Genomic DNA, 21179 nt, shown 5'->3' on the forward strand with positions numbered 1-21179 from the left:
TGATGCAGGGCTTCCCGATCCTCTCCGTCATGCTGGCGGTCCCGGCTATTGCCGCGATCGCCTGCCTCTTCCTCAACGCGCAAGGCGCGCGCCTGCTGGCGCTGGCCGCCACGCTGGTCGACTTCGTGCTGGGCATCGTGCTCTGGACGCAGTTCGACGTGGGCGGCGCCCAGTGGCAGTTCGTCGAACATGCCCCCGGCATCTTTGGCCCGTTCGGCTGGTCGCTGGGCATCGACGGCTTCGCGCTGCTACTGATCATGCTCAGCGTGTTCCTGATGCCGATCTGCATCGGCGCCAGCTGGCGCGCGATCGACAAGCGCGTGCCCGAATATATGGGCCTGTTCCTGTTCACCGAAGTGCTGATGATCGGCACCTTCGCGGCGCAGGACCTGTTCCTCTTCTACGTCTTCTTCGAAGCTGGCCTGATCCCGATGTACCTGATCATCGGCATCTGGGGTGGGGCGAACCGCATTTACGCGTCGTACAAGTTCTTCCTGTACACGCTGCTCGGCTCGCTGCTGATGTTTGTCGCGATGCTCTATATGGCGCGCACGGCGGGCACGACCTCGATCCCGGCGCTCCTGGCCTATGACTTCCCGGCTTCGGTCCAGACCTGGCTGTGGATCGCCTTCTTCGCCTCGTTCGCGGTCAAGATGCCGATGTGGCCGGTCCACACCTGGCTTCCCGACGCGCACGTTCAGGCGCCGACGGCGGGTTCGGTCATCCTGGCGGGCGTGCTGCTGAAGCTGGGCGGCTATGGCTTCCTGCGCTTCCTGCTGCCGATGTTCCCGGAAGCGAGCGGACAGCTGACCTGGCTGATCTTCGCGCTGTCGGCGGTGGCCGTGATCTATGCTTCGCTGGTCGCGCTGGTACAGTCCGACATGAAGAAGCTGATCGCCTATTCGTCGGTCGCGCACATGGCGATCGTGACCATCGGCCTGTTTGCCTTCAACCAGCAGGGCATCGAAGGCGCGATGATCATGATGCTCAGCCACGGCCTGGTGTCGGGCGCGCTCTTCCTGTGCGTCGGCGTCATCTACGACCGGCTGCACACCCGCGAGATCGCGCGCTATGGCGGGCTGTCGATCAACATGCCGCGCTATGCCGTGTTCTTCCTCTTCTTCACCATGGCGTCGATCGGTCTGCCGGGCACCAGCGGCTTCGTCGCCGAGTTCCTGTCGCTGATGGGCACCTATCAGGTGTCGACCTGGACGGCGCTGTTGTGCACCACGGGCATCATCCTGGGTGCGGCGTATATGCTCTACCTTTACCGGCGGGTCGCTTATGGCGAGATCAAGTCGGACGAGGTCGCGGCGATGCCCGACATGTCGGCGCGCGAGCTTTGGCTCCTTGCACCGATCGCGGCGGTCACGCTGTGGATGGGTGTCTATCCGGAGAGCTTCCTGGCGCCGATGCGGAACGACGTGAAGATTTTGCTTCAGCGGATCGACCGGGCGAACCCCGGTTCGGACAGCCGTCCGACCGCTGGCAACCCCGCGCTGGCTGTCACCCATGCCCCTGAGCACCAAGCTGCGCACGGGGAGGCGCACTGATGAGCTATTCGTTGAACCTTTTGATGGTCCTGCCCGAACTGGTGCTGACCGTCGGCGCGATCGCGCTGATGCTGGTCGCCGCCTGGGGTGGGAATGCCGCGACGCGTGGCATCTCGATTGCCGCGGTGTTCGTGCTGGCGGGGGCGATGGTCGCCCTGGCTGGTCCGGCCACCACGGGCGGGCTTGCCTTTGGCGGCCTGTACCGTGCGGATGCCTTTGCCGGTTTCGCCAAGGTCTTGATCTATCTGGCGACCGCCGTGGCGATCATCATGGCACCGCGTTTCTTCGCCCGTTCGCCGGGTGAGGATCTGCGGCCCGAATATCCCATCCTCATGCTGCTTTCTTCGGTCGGCATGGGCATGATGGTGTCGGCGGGCGATCTCCTGACCCTCTATGTCGGTCTCGAACTGCAGAGCCTGTCGGCCTATGTGCTGGCCAGCTTCATGCGTCGCGACGGGCGTTCGGCCGAGGCGGGCCTGAAATATTTCGTCCTGGGCGCATTGGCCTCGGGCATCCTGCTCTATGGTATTTCGCTGGTGTACGGCTTCTCGGGCTCGACCGACTTTGCCCAGATCGCCGGTGCCTATGGCCGCGACGCCGCTACCGGCACGCGTTCGCTGGGTATGATGTTCGGCCTGGTCTTCGTCTTTGCCGGCTTGGCGTTCAAGATGTCGGCGGTGCCGTTCCACATGTGGACCCCGGACGTCTATGAGGGCGCGCCGACCCCGGTGACGGCCTTCTTCGCCTCGGCTCCGAAGGTCGCGGCGATGGCGCTGGCGGTGCGTGTCGCCGTCGAGGCGATGGGCTCGGCCGCGCAGCAGTGGCAGCAGATCGTGACCTTCGCGGCACTCGCGTCGATCATCCTGGGCGCGGTCGCGGCGATCGGGCAGACGAACATCAAGCGGCTGCTCGCCTATTCGTCGATCAACAATGTCGGCTTTGCGCTGATCGGTCTGGCGGCGGGCACGGCGCAGGGCGTCGCGGCGGTGCTGACCTACCTCACCATCTACGTCATCATGACGCTGGGTGCGTTTCTGATCGTCATTCGTATGCGTGACGAGAATGGCAATCCGCTCGAGTCGATCTCCAGCCTTTCGGGCTTGTCGCGCACGCGCCCGGCACTCGCCTGGGCAATGGCGTTCTTCATGTTCTCGGTCGCGGGCATTCCGCCGCTGCTCGGCTTCTATGCCAAGTTCGCGGTGTTCAATGCGGCGGTCGCGGCGGGGCTGTTCCCGTTGGCGGTGATCGGTGTCGTCGCCTCGGTGATCGGTGCCTATTACTACCTGCGTATCATCAAAACGATGTTCTTCGATGAGCCCGCCGGGGCCTGGGATAACAGCGATGCCCAGCCGGTCGAGAACGGCCTGATCGCCCTGTCGGCGCTGTTCGTCTCGCCCGTCGGTTACCTGGCGATCCCGCTGCTCGGCGCATGGTCGCTGGCTGCGGCACGGGCGCTGTTCTGAACCGATTGCTGCACGTCCCGGAAACGGGATCGACCAATGCCGATCTTCGCCAGCTTGCCGAGGCAGGCGGCGAAGACGGTCTTTGGCTCCGCGCCGACCGCCAGACGGCGGGGCGCGGACGCCAGGGGCGGGACTGGTCGTCGCCCTCCGGTAATTATTATGGTTCGACGCTGGTCCGGCTTCGCACGGGCGATCCGATGGCGGCAACGCTGGCGCTGGTCGCGGCGGTCGCGATCGAGGACGCGGTTCGAACCTGCCTTCCGAAAATCGGTGCGCGGCTTGCGCTGAAATGGCCGAACGATCTGATGATCGACGGTGCCAAGCTGTCGGGTATCTTGTTGGAGCGGACCGGCGATGCGGTCATCATCGGCATGGGGATCAATCTGGCGTCGGCCCCGCACATACCCGACCGCGCCACGACCGCGCTGGTCGATCATGGCGTCGATGTCGCGCCCGCGACGATGCAGGCGCTGCTTGCCGACGCCATGACGCGCTGGCTGGCGGTCTGGCGAGTGCAGGGGCTGGCCAGCATCATCGAACGCTGGGAGGCGCGGGCGCACCCGCGCGGCACCCCGCTGACGGCACGCCTGCCCGACGGACAGGCGCTGACCGGTGTATTCGACGGCCTGGCGGGCGACGGTGCGCTACGGCTCGGCTTGGCGGACGGCACGGCCCATGTCATCCATGCCGGCGACATCTTCCTGGTCTGAGGGACAATCATGCTGCTTGCGATCGATGCCGGGAACACGAACGTGGTCTTCGCGCTGCTCGAAGGGCGCACGATCAAGGGCCGCTGGCGCATCGCGACCGATCCGCGCCGGACAGGCGACGAATATGCGGTCTGGCTCAGCCAGTTGCTGGCGCTGGAAGGTTATGCGCGGGAGGATGTGACCGGCGTGATCATCGCCACGGTCGTGCCGCGCGCCCTCCACAACCTTCAGGTGCTGGCGCAGAAATATTTCAAGGTCGATCCCCTGATCGCTGGGCGTGCGCCGGTGGAGTGGGGTATCGCGATCGACGTCGACGAGCCCGCATCGCTGGGTGCCGACCGCGCGGTGAACACGATCGCGGCGCACGAGCTCCATCCCGGCGACCTGATCACCATCGACTTCGGCACCGCGACGACGTTCGACATCAGCGACTATCAAGGCGCGTATAAGGGCGGCATCATCGCGCCCGGCATCAACCTGTCGCTCGACGCGCTGGTCACCGCCGCGGCCAAGCTGCCGCGTATCGCGATCGAGGCGCCCGAGAGCCGGAGCGTCATCGGCCGGAACACGGTGGACCAGATGCATATCGGCATCTTCTGGGGCTATGTCGCGATGATCGAGGGACTGGTTGCGCGGCTGAAGGCGCAGGTGGGACGCCCGGTCAAGGTGCTCGCAACCGGCGGTCTGGCTACGCTTCTGAGCCCGCACACCGATGTTTTCGATCATATCGAGCCCGACCTGACCATTCAGGGGCTGGCGATCCTGTGGGAACGGGCCCATATCGGTTGAACGAGTTTCGGTTCGGACAGCCCGCGAAGATCCGCTGGGCGTCCGAGACCGCAAGAGAGATGACCGCGCCCTGACCGGCGCAATCCCTATGCCCCTTGACCCCGCTTGCAGCGGGGCGGGGGTCCTACTGTCAGGAAATGAATGACTCCGAAGAAAGAATTGCTGTTCTGCGCGCTCGGTGGGTCGGGCGAAATCGGCATGAACGTGAACCTGTACGGCACCGAAGGTAAGTGGGTGATGGTCGATTGCGGCATCACCTTTGCCGACCCGGCCTATCCCGGCATCGACGTGATCCTGCCCGATCTGAGCTTTATCGAGGACCGGCTGGACGATCTGGTCGGCATCGTGCTGACCCATGGTCACGAAGACCATATCGGCGCGCTGCCCTATCTGGCCGAAGATCTCGGCGTGCCGATCTATGCCACCGCCTTTACCGCAGGCCTGGTCCGGGGCAAGCTGGAGGAAGAGGGCAGCGCCAACCGCGTCAAGATCCGCGTGATGGAGACGGCCAAGACGTTCGAGGTCGGCCCGTTCGACTTCACCTTCGTGCCGCTGTCACACTCGATCCCCGAGGCGAACGCCCTGCTGATCGAGACGGCGGTCGGCCGCGTGTTCCACACCGGCGACTGGAAGCTCGACCAGACCCCGGTCATCGGCAAGCCCGCCAGCCCCGCGCAACTGGCGTCGATCGGCGACATGGGCGTCGACGTGCTGGTGTGTGATTCGACCAATGCCTTCAACACCGAAGCTTCGGGTTCGGAAGCCAGCGTCCGTCCGGGCATCACCGAGACGGTCGCGAAGGCCAAGGGACGCGTCGTCGTCACGACCTTCGCGTCCAACGCCGCGCGTCTGGTGACGCTGGGCGAAGTGGCCAAGGAGACGGGACGCAAGCTGTGCGTCACCGGCCGCTCACTCGACCGGATCCTGAAGGTCGGCAAGGCCTGCGGCTACTTCAAGGGTTTCCCCGAGACGGTGGACCCGGAAACCGCGATGCGCCTGCCCAAGGACCGCGTACTGATCGTCGCGACCGGCGGCCAGGGCGAGCCGCGCGCGGCGCTGTCGCGCATCGCCGAGGGCAGCCATACGATCCGGCTCGACACCGGTGACACGGTGATCTTCTCGGCGCGCCAGATTCCGGGCAATGAAACGGCGGTTGGCCGTATCCAGAACATCCTGGCGGGCAAGGGCGTCCGCATGGTCACCGAGCGTCAGGCGCATGTTCATGTGTCGGGCCATCCCGGCCAGCCCGAACTGGCGCAGATGTACAAGTGGCTGCGCCCCCGCACGCTGATGCCGGTGCATGGCGAGATGCGCCACATGATGGAACATGCCCGCTTCGCCACGACGCAGGGCGTGCCGCAGACACTCGTCCAGTCGGATGGCGACATGGTCCGCCTGTTGCCCGGCAACGCGACCAAGATCGGCAATGTGCCGGTCGGGCGGCTGGTGCTGGACGGCGACGTCATCCTGCCGTCGGACGGCTCGACGATGAACGAGCGGCGCAAGCTGGCGATCAACGGCCAGATTTCGGTCGGCGTCGCGGTCGCCAAGGGGCGGCTGGTCGGCAGCCCGCAAATCCGTGTGCAGGGTGTGCCCGTCGAGGACGAGCGCGATGCCTTCATCGCCGAAGCGGTCGCCGCCGCGGCCAAGGCCGTCGATGGCGGACGTCGCGGCACCGATAAGCTGCGGGAAGATATCCGCCTGTCGGTGCGCAAGGTTGCGACGCGCTGGACCGGCAAGAAGCCGATCGTCGACGTTCTGCTGATCGAGGGTTGATGCCATGCACTGGACGTCGGCGCTTGCGATCTACGTCCTGTTCTGGTTCCTCGCCGTGTTCCTGGTCCTGCCCTTCGGGGTCAGGACCACGCACGAACTGGGGGAGCAACATATCCCCGGCACGGCGGAAAGCGCGCCGCATGTTTTCCTGATCGGGCGCTTCTTCGTGCGGACCACGATCGTCGCGACGGTGATGTTCGCGGCCTTTTACCTGAATTACGTGAATGGCTGGATCACGGCCGACATGCTCGATTGGACCAGGGTCAGCCGGGGTATCTGATGGCCGGCTCGCCCTCGTTGCTGCCAATATCCTTTCCGCTTGAGGAGATCGAGGCGCTGGTGCTGGGCGCGCGCTGGGTCGCCGAACATGCGGACCCGGAGGCGGCGGGAGCGGCGCGACAGGCGGTTGCTCGTATCATGGACGCGCTGACGCCGGAGCAGGCCGAGGCGATCCTGGGCATTGCGCTATTCGTCGGTCCGCGTGCCGATGACGCATTCGACGAACTGGACTTCGATCCTGCGCCTCTGCACGCTGCCATCTGCGGCGAGCGGCGGCTGGCTCTCGGTTATGAAGATGGGGCGGGGGAGGTGACCGACAGGGTCATCTGGCGATTCGCCATGGCATTGTTCGACCGGGCGGAGGTGCTGCTTGGCTGGTGCGAATTGCGACGTGATTATCGGACCTTTCGCATCGACCGCTATCCCCGCCCGCGCGCAGGGCTGCTGGGCGAATGGCGTCAGGCGGACGGGGTGCCGCATGAACGGTTCCGGCTTGTCGAACGCGACGTGGGTGAAAGGTGAGGTCGGGGCATGGCCTTCGACTTCGCTGAGGCTGAATGGCGGCTGTGGCGTGAGCCTATTCGCCTTGACCGTCGCCGGTTACCCACACGGCCGTTCGCGCTGAGCGAAGTCGGAGCGTAGGGGAATTCCTTTACCGCAACCGCTCGATCGCCTGTGCCAGCGCGACATAAAGCTTGCCCATATCCGACGACAGCAACGTCACGCCCAGCGGCGATCCGTCGCGCTGAGCCAGCACGCCGCGGAGCATCGCCTCGAAATCGTGGATATAGCGGTTCACGTGATCGCGGAACTTGGGGTCGTCGTCATACAGGTCGGCGATCTCGCGGGCCTGGTGCGAGTCCAGGATACGCACCGCGCGGCGGGTAAAGACGCCGCGATCGCCTTTCAAATAGGCGGCCCAGGCGCTGTCGGTGACCTCAGGCGCATAGATCTTGGCGATGTCGATAGATGCCGAGTTAAGCGACTCGATCAGCAGCGAGGCGCGGCGGGCGAAATTGTCGCGATCGGCTTCCTCGCGCTCGGTGCGCGCTTCCTCGATACGCGCCTCGACGATCCCGGTCTTTTCGACGATCAGATCGGCCTGCCGTGCCAGCCGCTCGGTCGCTCGGGTGGCGGCCTCGACCGCGCCCTGGGTGGCATCGACGATGGCGTGGATCTGTCGTTCGACCGTATCGCCAGTGGCGCGCCGCATCGCGTCGGCGCTGGCCTGTTCCAGCGCGTTGGCCGCCTGTGGAATGACCTCCGCCAGCGTTTCACGCGCTTTCTCGGCCGCCGTCGCCGCAGTTTCACGGACACGCAGCAGCGCGTCGACCAGCTTTGGGGCTGCCTCGTCGGCGAAGCGGTGCGTGCGCTCGATCGTCTCGTCGACCATCATGCCCAGGGCATCGGCCTTGGCCCGGCCGCTCGAAAGCGTCTCGATCAGCGATCCCGACAGCGTCTCCAGCGTCTGGCGCTGTTCGGCGATCACGTCGGCAATCGCCTCGATCGCCTCATGCGTGCTTTCCGCCGCCGCGACCAGCGCCAGCAGTTCGGGCTTGGTCTGGACGACGATTTCATGGCTGGCGTGCATCCGCTCGTCCAGGCGACCCAGCGCCTCGGGCAGCGTCTCGTCGATCTCGCGCGCCGCCGCGTCGAGCGCGATCAGCAGCGTCTCGGTCGTGCCGATGACGCGGTTGGCCATGGTCTCGCCCGCTTCCAGCGCGCCGGTCATCGCATCGGCCGAACCGCCCAATGCACTGATCGAGGCCGCCAGCATCTGCGACTTTTCGGTGCCCTGCGCATGCAGCACCGTGATCCGGGTTTCCACGCGGTCCAGCGCGGTGTCGAGCGCATCGATCATCGCCTCGCCCGCGATCCGCTGCGCATCCAGTTCGGCGCTCAGTCGCGCGACGGCGCCGTCGACGGTCGTAATCCGCTCAGCCAGCGCATCGGCGCTGTCCCGCGCCGCGCTGTCGAGCGCCGCCTGGTTGGCCGAGACCATGGCGAGCATCGCGTCGCCCTGGGCGGCGATGCCCTTGCGCGACTGGTCGATCGCCTCGGCCGTCCGGTCGAGCAGTTCGTCGATCGTCACCGCGACATTGGCGGTGACGTTTTCCAGATGCTCGCTGGCCGTCCGGCTGGTCGCCTCCATCTGTTCGATATGCTGGGCCAGGCGAAGCGCGGCGCCGCTGGCGATGGTGTCCGCATCCTGCCCGCGGCGGCCCAGCGCCACGAATTGCGCATCCAGCGCGGCGGCATGCGTCTGCGCCGACCGAGCGGCCTCCGCCATCCGGTCGCCCGCCTCGCCGACCGCGTCGGTCGCCTGGGGCAAGGCGTCGAGCAACTGGTTCAGGCTGGCCTGGCTGGTGCCCGCGACCTCGGCCAGTGTGCGGCCATGCAGCTCGACCATCTGGATATCGTCGGCCAAATCGCGGGCGATCGTGTTGAAGCGCGTCTCCGCCGCCTGCGCCATTTCGGACAGGGCGATGGCCTGGGCCGACAATTCCGATCGGTTGGCGGCCAGCGCGTGGCCGATCGCGGTGACTGCCTGCTGCAGCGCCATGGCCTCGCGGCGCATGTCGTGCGCGGTCATGGCGAAGCGCCGCTGTTCCGCCTGGCTGTTACGCTGGGTCACCAGCCACAACACCGCGATCAGCAGCGGCCCCGCCAGCGCCAGCGTGAGGATCGGCGCCAGTGTGACGGGGGAGATCGCGGCCGTCCCGCTCAGCCCCCAGGCCAGCGCCCCCCCGAACCAGCCGATCGCCGCGACGCCCGCCACGATCAGGGGAATGGGCGATGCGGGTTCCGGTTCGTGCGCCATGACATCGGTGCCTTCGTCCAGCCAGGGGCTTGGGGGCAGGGGGAGCGCGGAGCCCCCCGCATCGCTGGCATAGGGCGCGGCGTGATCGCCCGGCAGCGCCTCGGCCCCCGGCATGTCCGACCTGTCCTGACGCTCCGCGCGCAAATCCACGATCATCTAGGCCCCCGTGTCACAATGGGCCGGTTTATCACGTTTGCTCGTCGCAGAAAGCGAATTGCGCTATTCCGTTCGGCGGCCATCCCGGTTTAGAGGCTTGGGATGACTTATGAGTACGGAACGATCGACTCCGCCCTGGCGGCCGTTGCCGGGGATGAGCCGGCCGTCATTCAGGATCTGCGCTGCGCTTTCCTCGAAGGCGTGACACGTGCTCTGGAGACGATGAAGGCGGCGCGCGACGGGCAGGAGTGGCGCGAGGCCGCGCTGCGGCTCAAGGGACTGGCCGCCAGCGTCAACGCGCTGCCGCTGATGACCCTGGCCGGGCAGGCGGCGGAGCGCGATACGCGCGACGGCGACCTGCTGGATCGCATTGCCGAGGTCGTCGCCCGCCTTTGACATGGCCCCGCCGATGCTTGCCGCGTTCGGGGGCTGGCATGGCGGAGCGGGAGGGCTTAACAGCACGCGATGCTGTCAGGTCTTCTCTTCGCGATTGACGACGCCGACGACCGCCCCGGGCGGTTGACGGCCACCGTGCCGTTCGCCGGGGTGACCCTGATCGAATATCAGGCCCGGCTGCTGGTGGCGGCGGGTGCGGCGCAGATCATCATCGTCGTCGCCCGGCTGACCCCCGAATTGCTTGGCGCGATCGCCCGCATCGCCCAGCGCGGTGCCGTGGTCGACACGGTGCGCAGCGCGGTCGAGGCCGCCGAAAAGCTGCATCCCTTGTCGCGGCTGGTCGTACTGGCGGACGGGTTGATCACGACCGAGGACATGATCGCGCTGGTCCTGCGCGACGGTGGGCAGGACGCGTTGGTGGTGGTGCCCGAGGCAGGGGCCGAGCCGGGGCTGGAGCGGGTCGGGGGGCAGATGGCCTGGTCGGGTGTCGCCCGGCTCGATCCCCGCCGCGTCGCCGAGGTTGCGGCCCTTCCGCGCGACTACGACCTGCAATCCACCTTGTTGCGGATGGCGGCGCAGGCGCGGGCGACGCACATCCTGTTGCCCGCCGATGCCGAAAAGGCCGGGCACGGTATCGTTCACCGGGCGGAGGCACTGGACGCACGCGGCCGCGCGGTGGTCGCACGGCTGGTATCGGGGCGGCGAAGCTGGTTCGACCGCTTTATCCTGGCCCCCGTCGCGCGACTGGCATTGCCGCGTCTGGTCGAACGCGCGGTGCCCGCGCATGTCGCGGGAGGTGCGGGCGCCGGGCTGGGGCTGTTGGGGCTGGCGCTGATCGTGTTCGGCTTTCCCGCCATGGGCTTGATCGTCGCCGTCTTGGGCACGCTGGGCTTGGGGCTCGGCGAAACACTGGCGGGCTTGCGGGACGAGCAGGGCGCGGCGCGTGGCCATTCCGCCGCGATCGCCGGGCTGGCCGCGCTCGCCATCGCCGCGCTGGGCTGGCATTATTATCATGCCCTCGCCGAGGAAGTCGCCCCGATCCTGGCGCTGATGCTGATCATTCTCGGTATCCTGGCCGAACGGGCCGGGCTTTATCGCTTTCGCCGCCGCTGGTGGGCGAGCCCGCCCGCCTATCTGCTGGTCATCCTGCCATTGGCTCTCTTGGGTGCGGGGCTGTGGGGACTGGCGTTGGCGAGCATCTATGCAATCGTAACCTTGGCGTCCGCAATCGAGACATTGCGGGCGCAAGTTTAGTGTCGCTTTAACACCATTGGGGTTAGCGGTGAGGCATGGCGGTCGAACCGGACCCATTTGAGCCTCCCCAGTGGCAGGGCGCGGCATTGTCGACGCGTATGGCGTCGGCGCGTGCGCGTGCCGCCGCGCGGCGGTCGGGGGCGGTGGCGGACCTGCGGCTCGATGACGACATCCGGCTGACCGAGCGTATCCGGTTCGAGGTGACGGCGCACCTGCGCCTGCTGGTCGAGACGATCGCGCGCGACCTGTCGCGCCAGGTCGAACGCCTGGCCGATGATGGTGAGATCGCCTTCGCGCTGCTGCCGCACGATCGGGTGGTCGAGCGGTTGCGACAAGCCGGATGCCTGACCGATCCCGATCTGATCGACGAACTGGTGGCGCAGGCACGCCAGACCTTGCTGGCAGAGGCGTTGCCGGTCGAAAGCGTTGCGGGCGACGCGCCCAGCCTGCTCGTCCGGTTGACTGAAGCCCCCGACCGGATCGTCGCGGCGGCGGCGCGGGCTGTGCTGATTGCCGAGGGGCGGGGCCGGATTGCGGGCCAGCAGGGCGAGGCGGTCGCGCTGCCTATCGAATTGCAGCAGCGGCTGGTGTGGATCATCGCCGCGGCACTTCGCCGGCAGGATGACGCGCCGCTCGACAAGGCGCTGGCCCAGGCCGTCGATCGCGTCCTGGCGGCGCAGGATGCGAGTGAACGCCCGCTGGCCGCCGCGCTGAAGCTGGCCGCCGCGATCGATGCGCGAGCCAGCGAACTGCCCGAGCTGCTGGTCGAAAGCCTGCTCGATCGCCAGCCGGGTCTTTTTATCGCGCTGCTTGTCCATGCGACCGGTATCGACGTGGATCTGGTGCGTGAAATCGTGCTGGAGCCCGAGGGTGATCGCCTGTGGCTGGTGCTGCGCGCGCTCGACCTGGACCGGGCGACGATCGCGCGGATCGGCCTGTCGCTGTGCGAGGCCGATGGCCGCCGCGATGTGGAGGGGTTCGCCGACGCGCTCGACGGTATCATGGCCGTCTCGGCCGAAGAGGCGCGGCACGCGACCGCCGTCCTGCGATTGCCGCGAACCTTCCGCGTAGCCATGGAGCGTCTGGAAGGTCCTGGGCGTCGATGACATCGATCGACAGCCCCGGCGAATCGATGGTCGCGCGCGCGATATTGGATGCGGGCGATCATATCCTGTCGGCGGATCCTCCGATCGAACTCCTGCACATGCGCGCTGGTGGCGGGGCGACCGACCGCCTGGCGGTGGCGCCGATCGCGCGTATCGCCCGCCTGGCCCGGCGGCTGGGCATTACGGTGTCGCGCAAGGTCGTGGTCGCCGATGAGGAAGGCGATCTCGACCTGTGGGTCCAGGCACGGCCCGAAACCGGCCAGATCCGCCTGAGCATCAGCGGCTGGCGCGACCGTGCCGCATGGAGGCCCATGGCGACACCCGCCGACCATGCCGCGGCGGGCGCGGACTTTCGCTGGGAAACCGATGCCGCGCTGCGCCTGACCTTCCTGTCCCCCGGTGCCGGACAGCGGCACGGCTTCGATGCAGAGGCGATGCTCGGTCGCCCGCTCAACGCCCTGTTCGCCTTCGAAACGCCCACGGGCCGCACCGGCCGCCTGCTGGCGGATACCGCGACGCTCGACGGGCGTGCGGCCCGGTTGTGCCCGACCGACGTGCCGGTTCGCCTTTCGGCCGCGATCCGGCATGACGGGATGGGCGGCATTGCCGGGTTGTTCGGAGCCACCTTCCTGATCGACGAGCCGGGCGAGGCGGATGACGAATTTCTCCTCGCACCCGGTGGTCCGCCGCTGACCGAGGCGTTTACCGCCGGGCTCGACAAGGCGCTGCGCACGCCACTGGCGCGGATCGTCGCCAATGCCGACAGCATCGCCGCGCGCGCCGACGGGCCGATCGCCGCCGATTATGCCGGATATGCGCAGGATATCGCCCATGCCGGACGCCATCTGATCGGCCTGGTCGACAATCTGGTCGAGTTGCAGGCGATCGAACAACCCGATTTTCGCCTGGCCGCGACACCGATCGATCTCGCCGACGTTGCCCGCCGCGCCGCCGGGCTGCTCGGCGTTCGCGCGGATACGGCGGGTGTCACGATCCGCCGCCCGGCCGCCGACGAAGGCCTGCCCGCCATCGGGGATTTCGGCCGTTCGCTTCAAATCCTGATAAACCTGATCGGCAATGCGGTTCGCTACTCCCCGCGTGGGAGCGAGGTGGTGGTGGCGGTCGAGCGCGATGGGCCCTGGGCGCTCGTCAGCGTCGCCGATCGGGGCAAGGGCATTGCCGATGAGGATCAGGCCCGCATCTTCGAAAAGTTCGAACGCGTCGACCCCAGCGAGGCCGGTGGCAACGGTCTGGGCCTGTACATCGCCCGCCGTCTGGCGCGGGCGATGGGCGGCGAACTGAGTGTCGATAGCGTGCCCGGCGAAGGCGCGACCTTTACCTTCCGCCTGCGCGCGCAATAAAAAAGGGCTCCCGAAGGAGCCCTTTTCCGATCCGTGATCCGGTCGTTCAGCGTCGCCGTCTGGGCAGCCGCCGTGCGACCAGGATCAGCGCCAGCCCGCCGATCGCGACGAAGGCGCCTCGATCGGCCCACTCGCCACGACCCAGCATGAAGCTTTCGTCCGGCCAGTGGATAAAGCCCAGGCCCTGACCGATCCATAAGCCACCGGTCAGCGCCAGAAGGACGCCGATGGCGATCAGGATAGGCCGGGCCCGGTTCATGGCTTAGCGCTGCTCGACCGGAACGTACGAACGCTGCGTCGGGCCGGTGTACAGCTGACGCGGGCGACCGATCTTCTGGTCGGGATCGGTGATCATCTCGTTCCACTGCGCGACCCAGCCGACGGTGCGGGCGAGTGCGAACAGCACGGTGAACATCTCGGTCGGGAAGCCGATCGCCGACAGGATCACGCCCGAATAGAAGTCGACGTTCGGGAACAGCTTCTTCTCGACGAAATACGGATCGTTCAGTGCGATCTCTTCGAGGCGCAGAGCCGTCTCGAACAGCGGGTCGTTGACCTTCAGCGCGTCGAACACTTCGCGCACGGTCTTCTGCATCACGGTCGCGCGCGGGTCGTAGTTCTTGTAGACGCGGTGACCGAAGCCCATCAGGCGGAACGGATCGTTCTTGTCCTTGGCGCGCGCGATGAACTCGGGGATGCGGTCGGGCGTGCCAATCTCACGCAGCATGTTGAGCGCGGCTTCGTTCGCGCCGCCATGCGCCGGACCCCACAGGCAGGCGATGCCCGCCGCGATGCACGCGAACGGATTGGCGCCCGACGAACCGGCCAGGCGGACGGTCGAGGTCGAGGCGTTCTGCTCGTGGTCAGCGTGCAGGATGAAGATGCGGTCCATCGCCTTTTCGACGGCCGGGTTCACCTCATACGGCTCGGCCGGAACGCCGAAGGTCATGCGCAGGAAGTTGCCGGTGTAGGACAGCGAGTTGTCCGGGTACAGGAAGGGCTGGCCCACGCTGTACTTGTACGCCATCGCCGCGATCGTCGGGATCTTGGCGATCAGGCGGTGCGACGCGATCGTGCGCTGCACCGGGTCATGGATGTCGGTCGAGTCGTGATAGAAGGCCGACAGCGCGCCGACGACACCGCACATGATCGCCATCGGGTGCGCGTCCCGGCGGAAGCCACGGAAGAACGCCGCCAGCTGCTCATGCACCATGGTGTGGCGCGTAATGGTGGTGGTGAAGCCCGACAGCTCGTCCTTGCTGGGCAGCTCGCCGTTCAGCAGGAGATAGGCGACCTCCATGAAGCTCGACTGCTCGGCCAGCTCGCCGATCGCATAGCCGCGGTGGAGCAGCACGCCCTCGTCGCCGTCGATATAAGTCAGTTCCGACTGGCACGACGCGGTCGAGGTGAAGCCGGGATCATAGGTGAAGGCGCCCGTCTGGGCATATAGCTTGCGGATGTCGACCACGTCCGGGCCGATCGTGCCCGACATGACCGGATAGTCGAACTCTTTGCCGTCGACATTGAACTTCGCGGTGTCGCTCATACTCAGTGATCCTTCCTATCTGCGGTCATCTGGTCCGCGATCCGCCCCAGGCTTTCTTCACGGCCCAGCAATGCGAGCACGTCGAAGATCCCCGGGGACGTCTTGCGTCCGGTCAAGGCAGCGCGGAGCGGCTGGGCGACCTGTCCGAGCTTTACGCCCTCGGTTTCGGCCACCTTGCGTACCGCGTCTTCCAAAAGCTCCGTATCCCAGTTGTGCACCGCGTCAAGCGCGGCGTGAACGGAAACGAGAATGCCCCGTGCCTTTTCATCGAGCAGGCCGGTGGCAGCCTCGTCGAGGCTCAACGGTCGACGCGCGAAAAGGAAGCGTGCGCCCTCGGCCAATTCGTTCAAATTGGCCGCGCGCGGCTTCAGCGAGGGCATGGCGGCGGTCAGCAGCGCGGTGTCGGTTTCGCCCATCCGCTTGGCGACCAGTTCGGCCAGCCGCGCATCGTCGGACTCGCGGATATAATGGCCGTTCAGGTTTTCCAGCTTCTTGATGTCGAAGCGCGACGGCGCCTTGCCGACGGCGGCAAGGTCGAACCACTTCACCGCTTCGTCGCGCGAAATGATCTCGGCATCGCCGTGACCCCAGCCCAGGCGGAGCAGATAATTGTCGAGCGCTTCGGGAAGGATGCCCATCTCGTCGCGATACGCCTCGATCCCGACCGCGCCGTGGCGCTTGGACAGCTTGGCCCCGTCCGATCCATGGATCAGCGGGATATGCGCATAGATCGGCTCGGCCCAGCCCATCGCCTTATAGATCGGCAACTGCCGGAAGGCGTTGTTCAAGTGATCGTCGCCGCGAATGACATGGGTCACGCCCATGTCATGGTCGTCGACCACCACCGCCAGCATATAGGTCGGCGTGCCGTCCGAACGGAGCAGGACCAGATCGTCCAGCTCGGCATTCTGCACGGTGACGCTGCCCTGCACCCGGTCCTCGATCGTCACCGACCCTTCGCGCGGCGCGCGCAGGCGGACGACGAAGGGCTGGCCCTCGGGCGCGGTGGCGGGATCGGCGTCGCGCCAGGGCGAGCGGATGCGCAGCGGCTGCTTGGCGGCCTGCGCTGCTTCGCGCTGCGCGGCGATCTCGTCCTGCGTCATGTAGCAGCGATAGGCGTTACCCTGTGCCATCATCTCACGCGCGACTTCGGCATGGCGGTCCGCACGGGCGAACTGGAACACGGCGTCGCCGTCCCAGTCCAGGCCCAGCCAGCGCATGCCGTCCAGGATCGCGTCGATCGCGGGCTGGGTCGAGCGGGCGCGGTCCGTATCCTCGATGCGCAGCAGGAACTTGCCGCCGTTCGCCCGCGCGAACAACCAGTTGAACAGCGCGGTCCGAGCGCCGCCGATATGGAGGAAGCCGGTCGGCGAGGGCGCGAAACGGGTTACCACTGGCGTGGCATTCGACCCGGTGGCGATATCATTAGTTGCGCTCAACCGCGCATACTCCCAATCATGAATTTCGATGGCCCATTCAGCCGCCGCAGCCCCTAGCATCAAGCGACCGCGCCGCCAAATGCCGCGCCCCCTGTTGACGAAGATCGGGGCGATGATCGAGACATGGGCGCAGGCCGAACGCGATCAGCTGGCGCTGTGGGTGCCGGTGATGCTCGGCATCGGGATCGCGGCCTGGTTCGTCCTGCCCGATCCCCGCGCATGGTGCGCCGTCGCGCTGCTGGTCGCCGGGATCGGGCTGGCGGCGGTGACCGGGATGGGTACTGGCCGGGTGGCGCGATCGGTGGGGATCGCGGCGTTCCTGGTGCTGGCGGGGTTGGCGATCGTCTGGGGGCGTGCCGAGTCGGTTCGCGCCCCGGTGCTTGCACGGCCGATGACGGTCGACCTGACCGCCGTGGTGGAGGCGAGCGATCGGCTGGCGGCCCGGCGGATCGTCCGACTGATGCTCAAACCGATGGGAGCCGCCGATGGGCGGGCGCGCAGTGTCGTCCTGCCACCCCGAATCCGGGTATCGCTGGACGAGGGGGATGCGCCCGCCGGGCTGGGTCTAGGCGCGCAGGTTCGGTTGCGTGCCCGCCTGATGCCGCCAGCGCCGGCGGTTGCCCCCGGTGGTTATGACTTCGCACGTGCCGCCTGGTTCCAGGGCATCGGCGCGACGGGACGCGGTTTCGCCCCGGTGACGCTGCTCACCCCGGCCGATCGGGGCGAGGGGCTGCGCCAGCGCCTGTCGCACCGTATCACCAGCCGACTGACGGGAAGCGAGGGCGGGATCGCGGCGGCGCTGGCGACCGGCGATGTCGGCGCGATCGGCGAGGCGGATGCCGAGGCGATGCGGCGTGCCGGTCTCGCCCATCTGCTATCGGTCAGCGGGCTGCATATCACCGCGGTCGTCGGGATCGTCATGGTGCTGACCATACGGCTGCTCGCGCTGTGGCCATGGCTGGCGCTGCGTGTGCGGCTGCCGCTGGTGGGGGCGGCGGCCGGGGCGGTGGCGGCGATCGGCTATACCTGGCTGACGGGCGCGGAGGTGCCGACCATCCGTTCCTGCGTCGCCGCGATCCTGGTCCTGACCGCCCTGGCGCTGGGACGCGAGGCGATGACCCTGCGGCTGGTGGCGGCGGGGGCATTGATCGTCCTGCTGTTCCGACCCGAGGCGCTGGTCGGCGCAAGCTTCCAGCTATCCTTCGCCGCGATCACCGCGATCGTCGCGCTGCACGAGCATCCGACGGTCCGACGGTGGCTGGGGCCGCATCCCGACTGGCGCTGGTCGGCGCTACGCCAGTTGGGTGCGTTGCTCGCGACCGGGATCGTCGTCGAAGCCGCGCTGATGCCGATCGCCGTCTTTCATTTCCACAAGGCGGGGCTTTACGGCGCGCTGGCCAACATCGTCGCCATCCCCTGGACGACGTTCGTGGCGATGCCGCTGGAGATGATTGCGCTGCTGCTCGAGCCGCTGGGCTGGGGCGGCCCCTTCTGGTGGCTGCTGGGCAAGGCCTTGGGATTGCTGCTGGCCCTGGCGCGCTGGGTGTCGGCCATGCCGGGGTCGGTCGTCGCGCTGCCGGTCGCCTCACCCTGCGCATTTGCGGTGGCGGTGGTCGGGGGAGTTTGGATCGCGTTGTGGCGGACGCGGTGGCGGTGGTTGGGCCTGCCGCCCTTGATGCTGGCGATCGGCATCATGCTGGCCGCGCCGACGCCGGACCTGATCGTGACCGGCGACGGGCGGCATGTCGCGGTCATGGCGGGGGATCGCGTGGCGCTGCTGCGCGACCGGGCAGGGGATTATATGCGCACCACCCTGACCGAACTGAGCGGGGCGGGTGGCGAGCCGCTGGCGCTGGCCGACCAGGGCAATGCGCGGTGCGGGCCCGATATGTGCGTGACGCGGCTGGCGCGAGGGGATCGGACTTGGCGGATTGCGGCGACGCGCAGCGGCTATCCGGTGCTATGGGCGCGGCTGATCGAACTGTGCGGCAAGGTCGATATCGTCGTTGCCGACCGGCGCCTGCCCGCGGCGTGTTGGCCGCGCTGGCTGAAGCTGGATAGCGGTGCCTTGCGACGGACCGGTGGGGTTTCGATCCGGCTTGACCCGCCGTCGGTTCGGATGGTGCGCCAGCCGGGGGACCGGCATCCGTGGATCCCCACGGCCATGGGGCAGGGGCGCTAGAGTTTGATCCGCCTGACCTGAACTATGGCCTTACCACCCCGGCGGAGGCCGGGGTCCAGTTGCGAAGGTTTCATTGATGGAACGCGTCGGTCGACCACCACCGCACCCCCAACTGGACCCCGGCCTCCGCCGGGGTGGTGTTTCGGCTTGACTGGATCAGCCTCCAAGCCTTTGCCATGCCATGCCATGCCATGCCATGCCATGCCATGCCATGCCATGCCATGCCATGCCATGCCATGCCATGCCATGCCATGCCATGCCATGCCATGCCATGCCATGCCCGAGTCTGTGCAAGCCTCTCCTTTGGCGAGAGGCGAGGGAAGGGCCGATAGCCAGCACCCCCTTCTCACATTCCGTGGTCTTCGCCTTCTGTCCCGTTAAAGGGCAGGGCAACGAACCAACCCAAGCTCAGTCGTAGCGGCGGAGTATGCCCGACAGCTTGCCCTGCACGCGCACTTGGGCAGGGGCATAACGTTGCGGGTCATAGGCACGGTTGGCGGGGTCAAGGCGGACCATCGAGCCTTCACGCCGGAAATATTTGAGCGTCGCCTCCGCATCGTCGATCAGCGCCACGACGATCTGGCCGTCGCGGGCCACGTCGGTGCGGCGGATCAGCGCATAGTCGCCGTCCAGGATACCCGCCTCGACCATCGAATCGCCCGACACTTCCAACGCATAATGCTCGCCTGCACCCAGCAGGGCAGCAGGCACCGCCAGCGTCGAGCTGCCCTCGAACGCCTCGATCGGCAGGCCGGCGGCGATGCGGCCATGCAACGGAATCTCGACCACGTCATTGGCCGGTTCGGCGATCGGCTTGGGCGCCGGGGGCCGCACATTGGCCTCGGTCGGCGCAGCCACGGGCTTTTCGGGGCGATCGGGCATCCGCAGCACTTCCAGCGCGCGGGCGCGGTTGGGCAGGCGACGAATGAAGTGGCGTTCCTCCAGCGCGGAGATCAGGCGATGGACACCGGACTTGGACTTGAGGTCCAGCGCCTCCTTCATCTCCTCGAAGGACGGCGACACGCCGGTTTCCTTCAAACGGTCGTTGATGAAGCAGACAAGCTCATGCTGCTTTGCGGTGAGCATCGCGATCCTCCGTCCAGAACAGACGTGGAACTTATATGGAACGTTTTGGCTTGCGTCAAGCTAGCATCAGGATTTCCGCCGAGTCGCCGGCTCGTGCGGCGGGGACATGCGGCGGGCGGATGATCAGGCAGGTCGAACGCGCCAGGGTAAGCAGCATCGAGCTGTCCTGAATGGCGGCGGCATGGACCCGGCCGTCGATCATCGCGGCGCGCAGGTAATCGATCCGCGGGCCGTTGGCGGGCAGGTCCTCCCCCAGGATCGCCGGGATCGGGGCGGGAAACGGATCGGCCGCGCCCGCCATATGCGCGATCAGCGGCCGGACGAACAGCGTCGCGGTCACGAAGGCGGAGACGGGATTGCCCGGGAGGCTGAGTACGACCGTGTCACCCAGGCGTCCGGCCATCATCGGTTTGCCGGGGCGAAGCGCGATCCGCCAGAAATCGACCTGGCCGCCCGCCGCCTTCAGCGCGGGCTGTACCAGATCATGGTCGCCGACGGATGCACCGCCGGTCGTCACCAGCAGATCGGCCTCGACCCCGGCAAAGGCATCGCGCAAGGCATTGAGGTCGTCGGGCAGGATGCCCAGGTCGATGATCTCGACCGGTAGGTCGGCGAGCAGCGCGGCGAGCATGACGCCGTTCGATTCGGGCAAGGCGGCGGGATCGCCCGAGCCGGGCGGCACCAGTTCGTCACCGGTGGCGGCGATCGCGACGCGAACATGCTGGCGGACGGGCAGGGTGCTATGCCCACCGGTCGCAGCCACCGCGATCCGGGCCGGAGTCAGCCGCTGACCCGCCGTGATCAGCGTCGCGCCCTCGTCGAAGTCCAGCCCGCGCCGCCGCACGTTGCGGCCCAGATGGCCGGGCCCTTCGCCGGTCAGCAGCAGGGCATCGCCATCCCGTCCGGCCTCTTCCTGGATCAGGACCGTATCGGCACCCGGCGGCAGCGCCGCACCGGTGAAGATCCGGGTGGCCTCTCCCACCGCGATGGTCCCGGTGAAGGGCCGTCCCGCCGCGCTCTCGCCGATCACCGTCCAAGGCCCCGGCATGTCGGCGAAGCGGATCGCATAGCCGTCCATCGCCGACAGGTCGCTGGACGGCTGGGTACGCCGGGCCGCAATGTCCCGCGCGGCCCAGCGTCCCGCCGCTTCACGCAATGGCACGTCGACGATCGGACGTTCGGTGGTCAGCGCCAGCAGGCGCTTCTGGGCTTCGGGGACGGGTAAGAGAATGACGGTCGCTCCTGTTGCACCCATGACGCGC

General features: G+C 67.3%; 18 protein-coding genes. 12 read left to right on the plus strand and 6 right to left on the minus strand.

Features of this window, described 5'->3' with window-relative positions; genetic code table 11:
• Positions 1 to 2: 2 nt before the first annotated feature.
• The 7 genes from U1703_RS04790 to U1703_RS04820 all read left to right on the plus strand — a co-directional run bounded on the left by U1703_RS04790 (position 3) and on the right by U1703_RS04820 (position 7092).
• Positions 3 to 1553 (plus strand): NADH-quinone oxidoreductase subunit M, encoded by a 1551-nt coding sequence (locus U1703_RS04790; RefSeq protein WP_332784800.1) that lies wholly within the window; start codon positions 3 to 5, stop codon positions 1551 to 1553.
• Positions 1553 to 3016 carry an NADH-quinone oxidoreductase subunit NuoN gene (nuoN, locus tag U1703_RS04795; RefSeq protein ID WP_332784801.1) on the plus strand — a complete coding sequence of 488 codons (1464 nt, stop codon included), beginning with the start codon at positions 1553 to 1555 and terminating at the stop codon, positions 3014 to 3016. The genes U1703_RS04790 and nuoN overlap by 1 nt, the downstream gene beginning before the upstream one ends.
• On the plus strand, positions 2983 to 3726 hold the full coding sequence (locus U1703_RS04800) for a biotin--[acetyl-CoA-carboxylase] ligase (RefSeq protein WP_332784802.1): 744 nt from the start codon (positions 2983 to 2985) through the stop codon (positions 3724 to 3726). Before nuoN ends, U1703_RS04800 begins: the two co-directional genes overlap by 34 nt.
• Positions 3727 to 3735: 9 nt before the next feature.
• A complete protein-coding gene (locus U1703_RS04805) occupies positions 3736 to 4515 on the plus strand; it encodes a type III pantothenate kinase (RefSeq protein ID WP_332784803.1) in 780 nt (259 codons plus the stop codon).
• Between the two features lie 141 nt (positions 4516 to 4656).
• The gene (locus tag U1703_RS04810; RefSeq protein WP_320452193.1) at positions 4657 to 6291 is read left to right on the plus strand and encodes a ribonuclease J; all 1635 of its coding nucleotides are present in this window, start codon (positions 4657 to 4659) and stop codon (positions 6289 to 6291) included.
• 4 nt (positions 6292 to 6295) lie between these two features.
• Positions 6296 to 6571, plus strand: coding sequence for a DUF1467 family protein (locus tag U1703_RS04815; protein WP_332784804.1), 276 nt, complete (start codon positions 6296 to 6298; stop codon positions 6569 to 6571).
• Positions 6571 to 7092, plus strand: a complete 522-nt coding sequence (locus U1703_RS04820; RefSeq protein WP_332784805.1) for a helix-turn-helix transcriptional regulator — start codon at positions 6571 to 6573, stop codon at positions 7090 to 7092. Before U1703_RS04815 ends, U1703_RS04820 begins: the two co-directional genes overlap by 1 nt.
• A 130-nt stretch (positions 7093 to 7222) precedes the next feature.
• Here the strand turns inward: U1703_RS04820 and U1703_RS04825 are convergent, their stop codons facing one another.
• Positions 7223 to 9547 carry a hypothetical protein gene (locus U1703_RS04825; protein ID WP_332784806.1) on the minus strand — a complete coding sequence of 775 codons (2325 nt, stop codon included), beginning with the start codon at positions 9545 to 9547 and terminating at the stop codon, positions 7223 to 7225.
• Between the two features lie 102 nt (positions 9548 to 9649).
• Between U1703_RS04825 and U1703_RS04830 the strand changes: the two genes are divergently transcribed.
• The 4 genes from U1703_RS04830 (at position 9650) to U1703_RS04845 (ending at position 13664) form a co-directional block, all read left to right on the plus strand.
• Positions 9650 to 9943, plus strand: a complete 294-nt coding sequence (locus tag U1703_RS04830; RefSeq protein WP_332784807.1) for an Hpt domain-containing protein — start codon at positions 9650 to 9652, stop codon at positions 9941 to 9943.
• Positions 9944 to 10066: 123 nt separating this feature from the next.
• On the plus strand, positions 10067 to 11197 hold the full coding sequence (locus U1703_RS04835; protein ID WP_332784808.1) for a hypothetical protein: 1131 nt from the start codon (positions 10067 to 10069) through the stop codon (positions 11195 to 11197).
• Between the two features lie 35 nt (positions 11198 to 11232).
• Positions 11233 to 12303, plus strand: coding sequence for a hypothetical protein (locus U1703_RS04840; protein ID WP_332784809.1), 1071 nt, complete (start codon positions 11233 to 11235; stop codon positions 12301 to 12303).
• On the plus strand, positions 12300 to 13664 hold the full coding sequence (locus U1703_RS04845) for a sensor histidine kinase (RefSeq protein WP_332784810.1): 1365 nt from the start codon (positions 12300 to 12302) through the stop codon (positions 13662 to 13664). Before U1703_RS04840 ends, U1703_RS04845 begins: the two co-directional genes overlap by 4 nt.
• Positions 13665 to 13710: 46 nt before the next feature.
• Here U1703_RS04845 and U1703_RS04850 read toward each other — a convergent pair whose 3' ends face one another.
• Genes U1703_RS04850 through gltX form a run of 3 tightly spaced genes read right to left on the minus strand, consistent with a single transcriptional unit; the run spans position 13711 to position 16649 of the window.
• Positions 13711 to 13923, minus strand: a complete 213-nt coding sequence (locus U1703_RS04850) for a hypothetical protein (protein WP_332784811.1) — start codon at positions 13921 to 13923, stop codon at positions 13711 to 13713.
• A gap of 3 nt (positions 13924 to 13926) precedes the next feature.
• Positions 13927 to 15210 carry a citrate synthase gene (locus U1703_RS04855; RefSeq protein ID WP_332784812.1) on the minus strand — a complete coding sequence of 428 codons (1284 nt, stop codon included), beginning with the start codon at positions 15208 to 15210 and terminating at the stop codon, positions 13927 to 13929.
• Positions 15211 to 15212: 2 nt separating this feature from the next.
• Complete coding sequence (gene gltX, locus U1703_RS04860; RefSeq protein ID WP_332784813.1) at positions 15213 to 16649, minus strand: glutamate--tRNA ligase; 1437 nt, start codon at positions 16647 to 16649, stop codon at positions 15213 to 15215.
• A gap of 94 nt (positions 16650 to 16743) precedes the next feature.
• Here gltX and U1703_RS04865 point away from each other — a divergent pair, with 94 nt between their 5' ends.
• Positions 16744 to 18831: a ComEC/Rec2 family competence protein gene (locus U1703_RS04865; RefSeq protein WP_332784814.1), complete on the plus strand. Its 2088-nt coding sequence runs from the start codon at positions 16744 to 16746 to the stop codon at positions 18829 to 18831.
• 408 nt (positions 18832 to 19239) lie between these two features.
• On the opposite strand, the gene lexA is transcribed toward U1703_RS04865, so the two are convergent.
• Positions 19240 to 19917 carry a transcriptional repressor LexA gene (gene lexA, locus U1703_RS04870; RefSeq protein WP_332784815.1) on the minus strand — a complete coding sequence of 226 codons (678 nt, stop codon included), beginning with the start codon at positions 19915 to 19917 and terminating at the stop codon, positions 19240 to 19242.
• A 55-nt stretch (positions 19918 to 19972) separates the two neighbouring features.
• Entirely contained in the window at positions 19973 to 21172 is a 1200-nt protein-coding gene (locus U1703_RS04875) for a molybdopterin molybdotransferase MoeA (protein WP_332784816.1), read from the minus strand.
• Positions 21173 to 21179 lie beyond the last annotated feature (7 nt).

Origin of the sequence: Sphingomonas flavida (genome assembly GCF_036663655.1) — a bacterium.
In the GTDB taxonomy this organism is placed as follows: Bacteria; Pseudomonadota; Alphaproteobacteria; order Sphingomonadales; family Sphingomonadaceae; genus Sphingomonas.

Coding starts and splice junctions, on each gene's coding strand:
- nuoN (WP_332784801.1), top strand. CDS start 1,553: ATGAGCTATTCGTTGAACCTTTTGATGGTCCTGCCCGAACTGGTGCTG.
- U1703_RS04790 (WP_332784800.1), top strand. CDS start 3: ATGCAGGGCTTCCCGATCCTCTCCGTCATGCTGGCGGTCCCGGCTATT.
- U1703_RS04805 (WP_332784803.1), top strand. CDS start 3,736: ATGCTGCTTGCGATCGATGCCGGGAACACGAACGTGGTCTTCGCGCTG.
- U1703_RS04875 (WP_332784816.1), bottom strand. CDS start 21,172: ATGGGTGCAACAGGAGCGACCGTCATTCTCTTACCCGTCCCCGAAGCC.
- U1703_RS04850 (WP_332784811.1), bottom strand. CDS start 13,923: ATGAACCGGGCCCGGCCTATCCTGATCGCCATCGGCGTCCTTCTGGCG.
- U1703_RS04830 (WP_332784807.1), top strand. CDS start 9,650: ATGACTTATGAGTACGGAACGATCGACTCCGCCCTGGCGGCCGTTGCC.
- U1703_RS04825 (WP_332784806.1), bottom strand. CDS start 9,547: ATGATCGTGGATTTGCGCGCGGAGCGTCAGGACAGGTCGGACATGCCG.
- U1703_RS04845 (WP_332784810.1), top strand. CDS start 12,300: ATGACATCGATCGACAGCCCCGGCGAATCGATGGTCGCGCGCGCGATA.
- lexA (WP_332784815.1), bottom strand. CDS start 19,917: ATGCTCACCGCAAAGCAGCATGAGCTTGTCTGCTTCATCAACGACCGT.
- U1703_RS04810 (WP_320452193.1), top strand. CDS start 4,657: ATGACTCCGAAGAAAGAATTGCTGTTCTGCGCGCTCGGTGGGTCGGGC.
- U1703_RS04815 (WP_332784804.1), top strand. CDS start 6,296: ATGCACTGGACGTCGGCGCTTGCGATCTACGTCCTGTTCTGGTTCCTC.
- U1703_RS04820 (WP_332784805.1), top strand. CDS start 6,571: ATGGCCGGCTCGCCCTCGTTGCTGCCAATATCCTTTCCGCTTGAGGAG.
- U1703_RS04855 (WP_332784812.1), bottom strand. CDS start 15,210: ATGAGCGACACCGCGAAGTTCAATGTCGACGGCAAAGAGTTCGACTAT.
- U1703_RS04840 (WP_332784809.1), top strand. CDS start 11,233: ATGGCGGTCGAACCGGACCCATTTGAGCCTCCCCAGTGGCAGGGCGCG.
- U1703_RS04800 (WP_332784802.1), top strand. CDS start 2,983: ATGGTCGCTGGCTGCGGCACGGGCGCTGTTCTGAACCGATTGCTGCAC.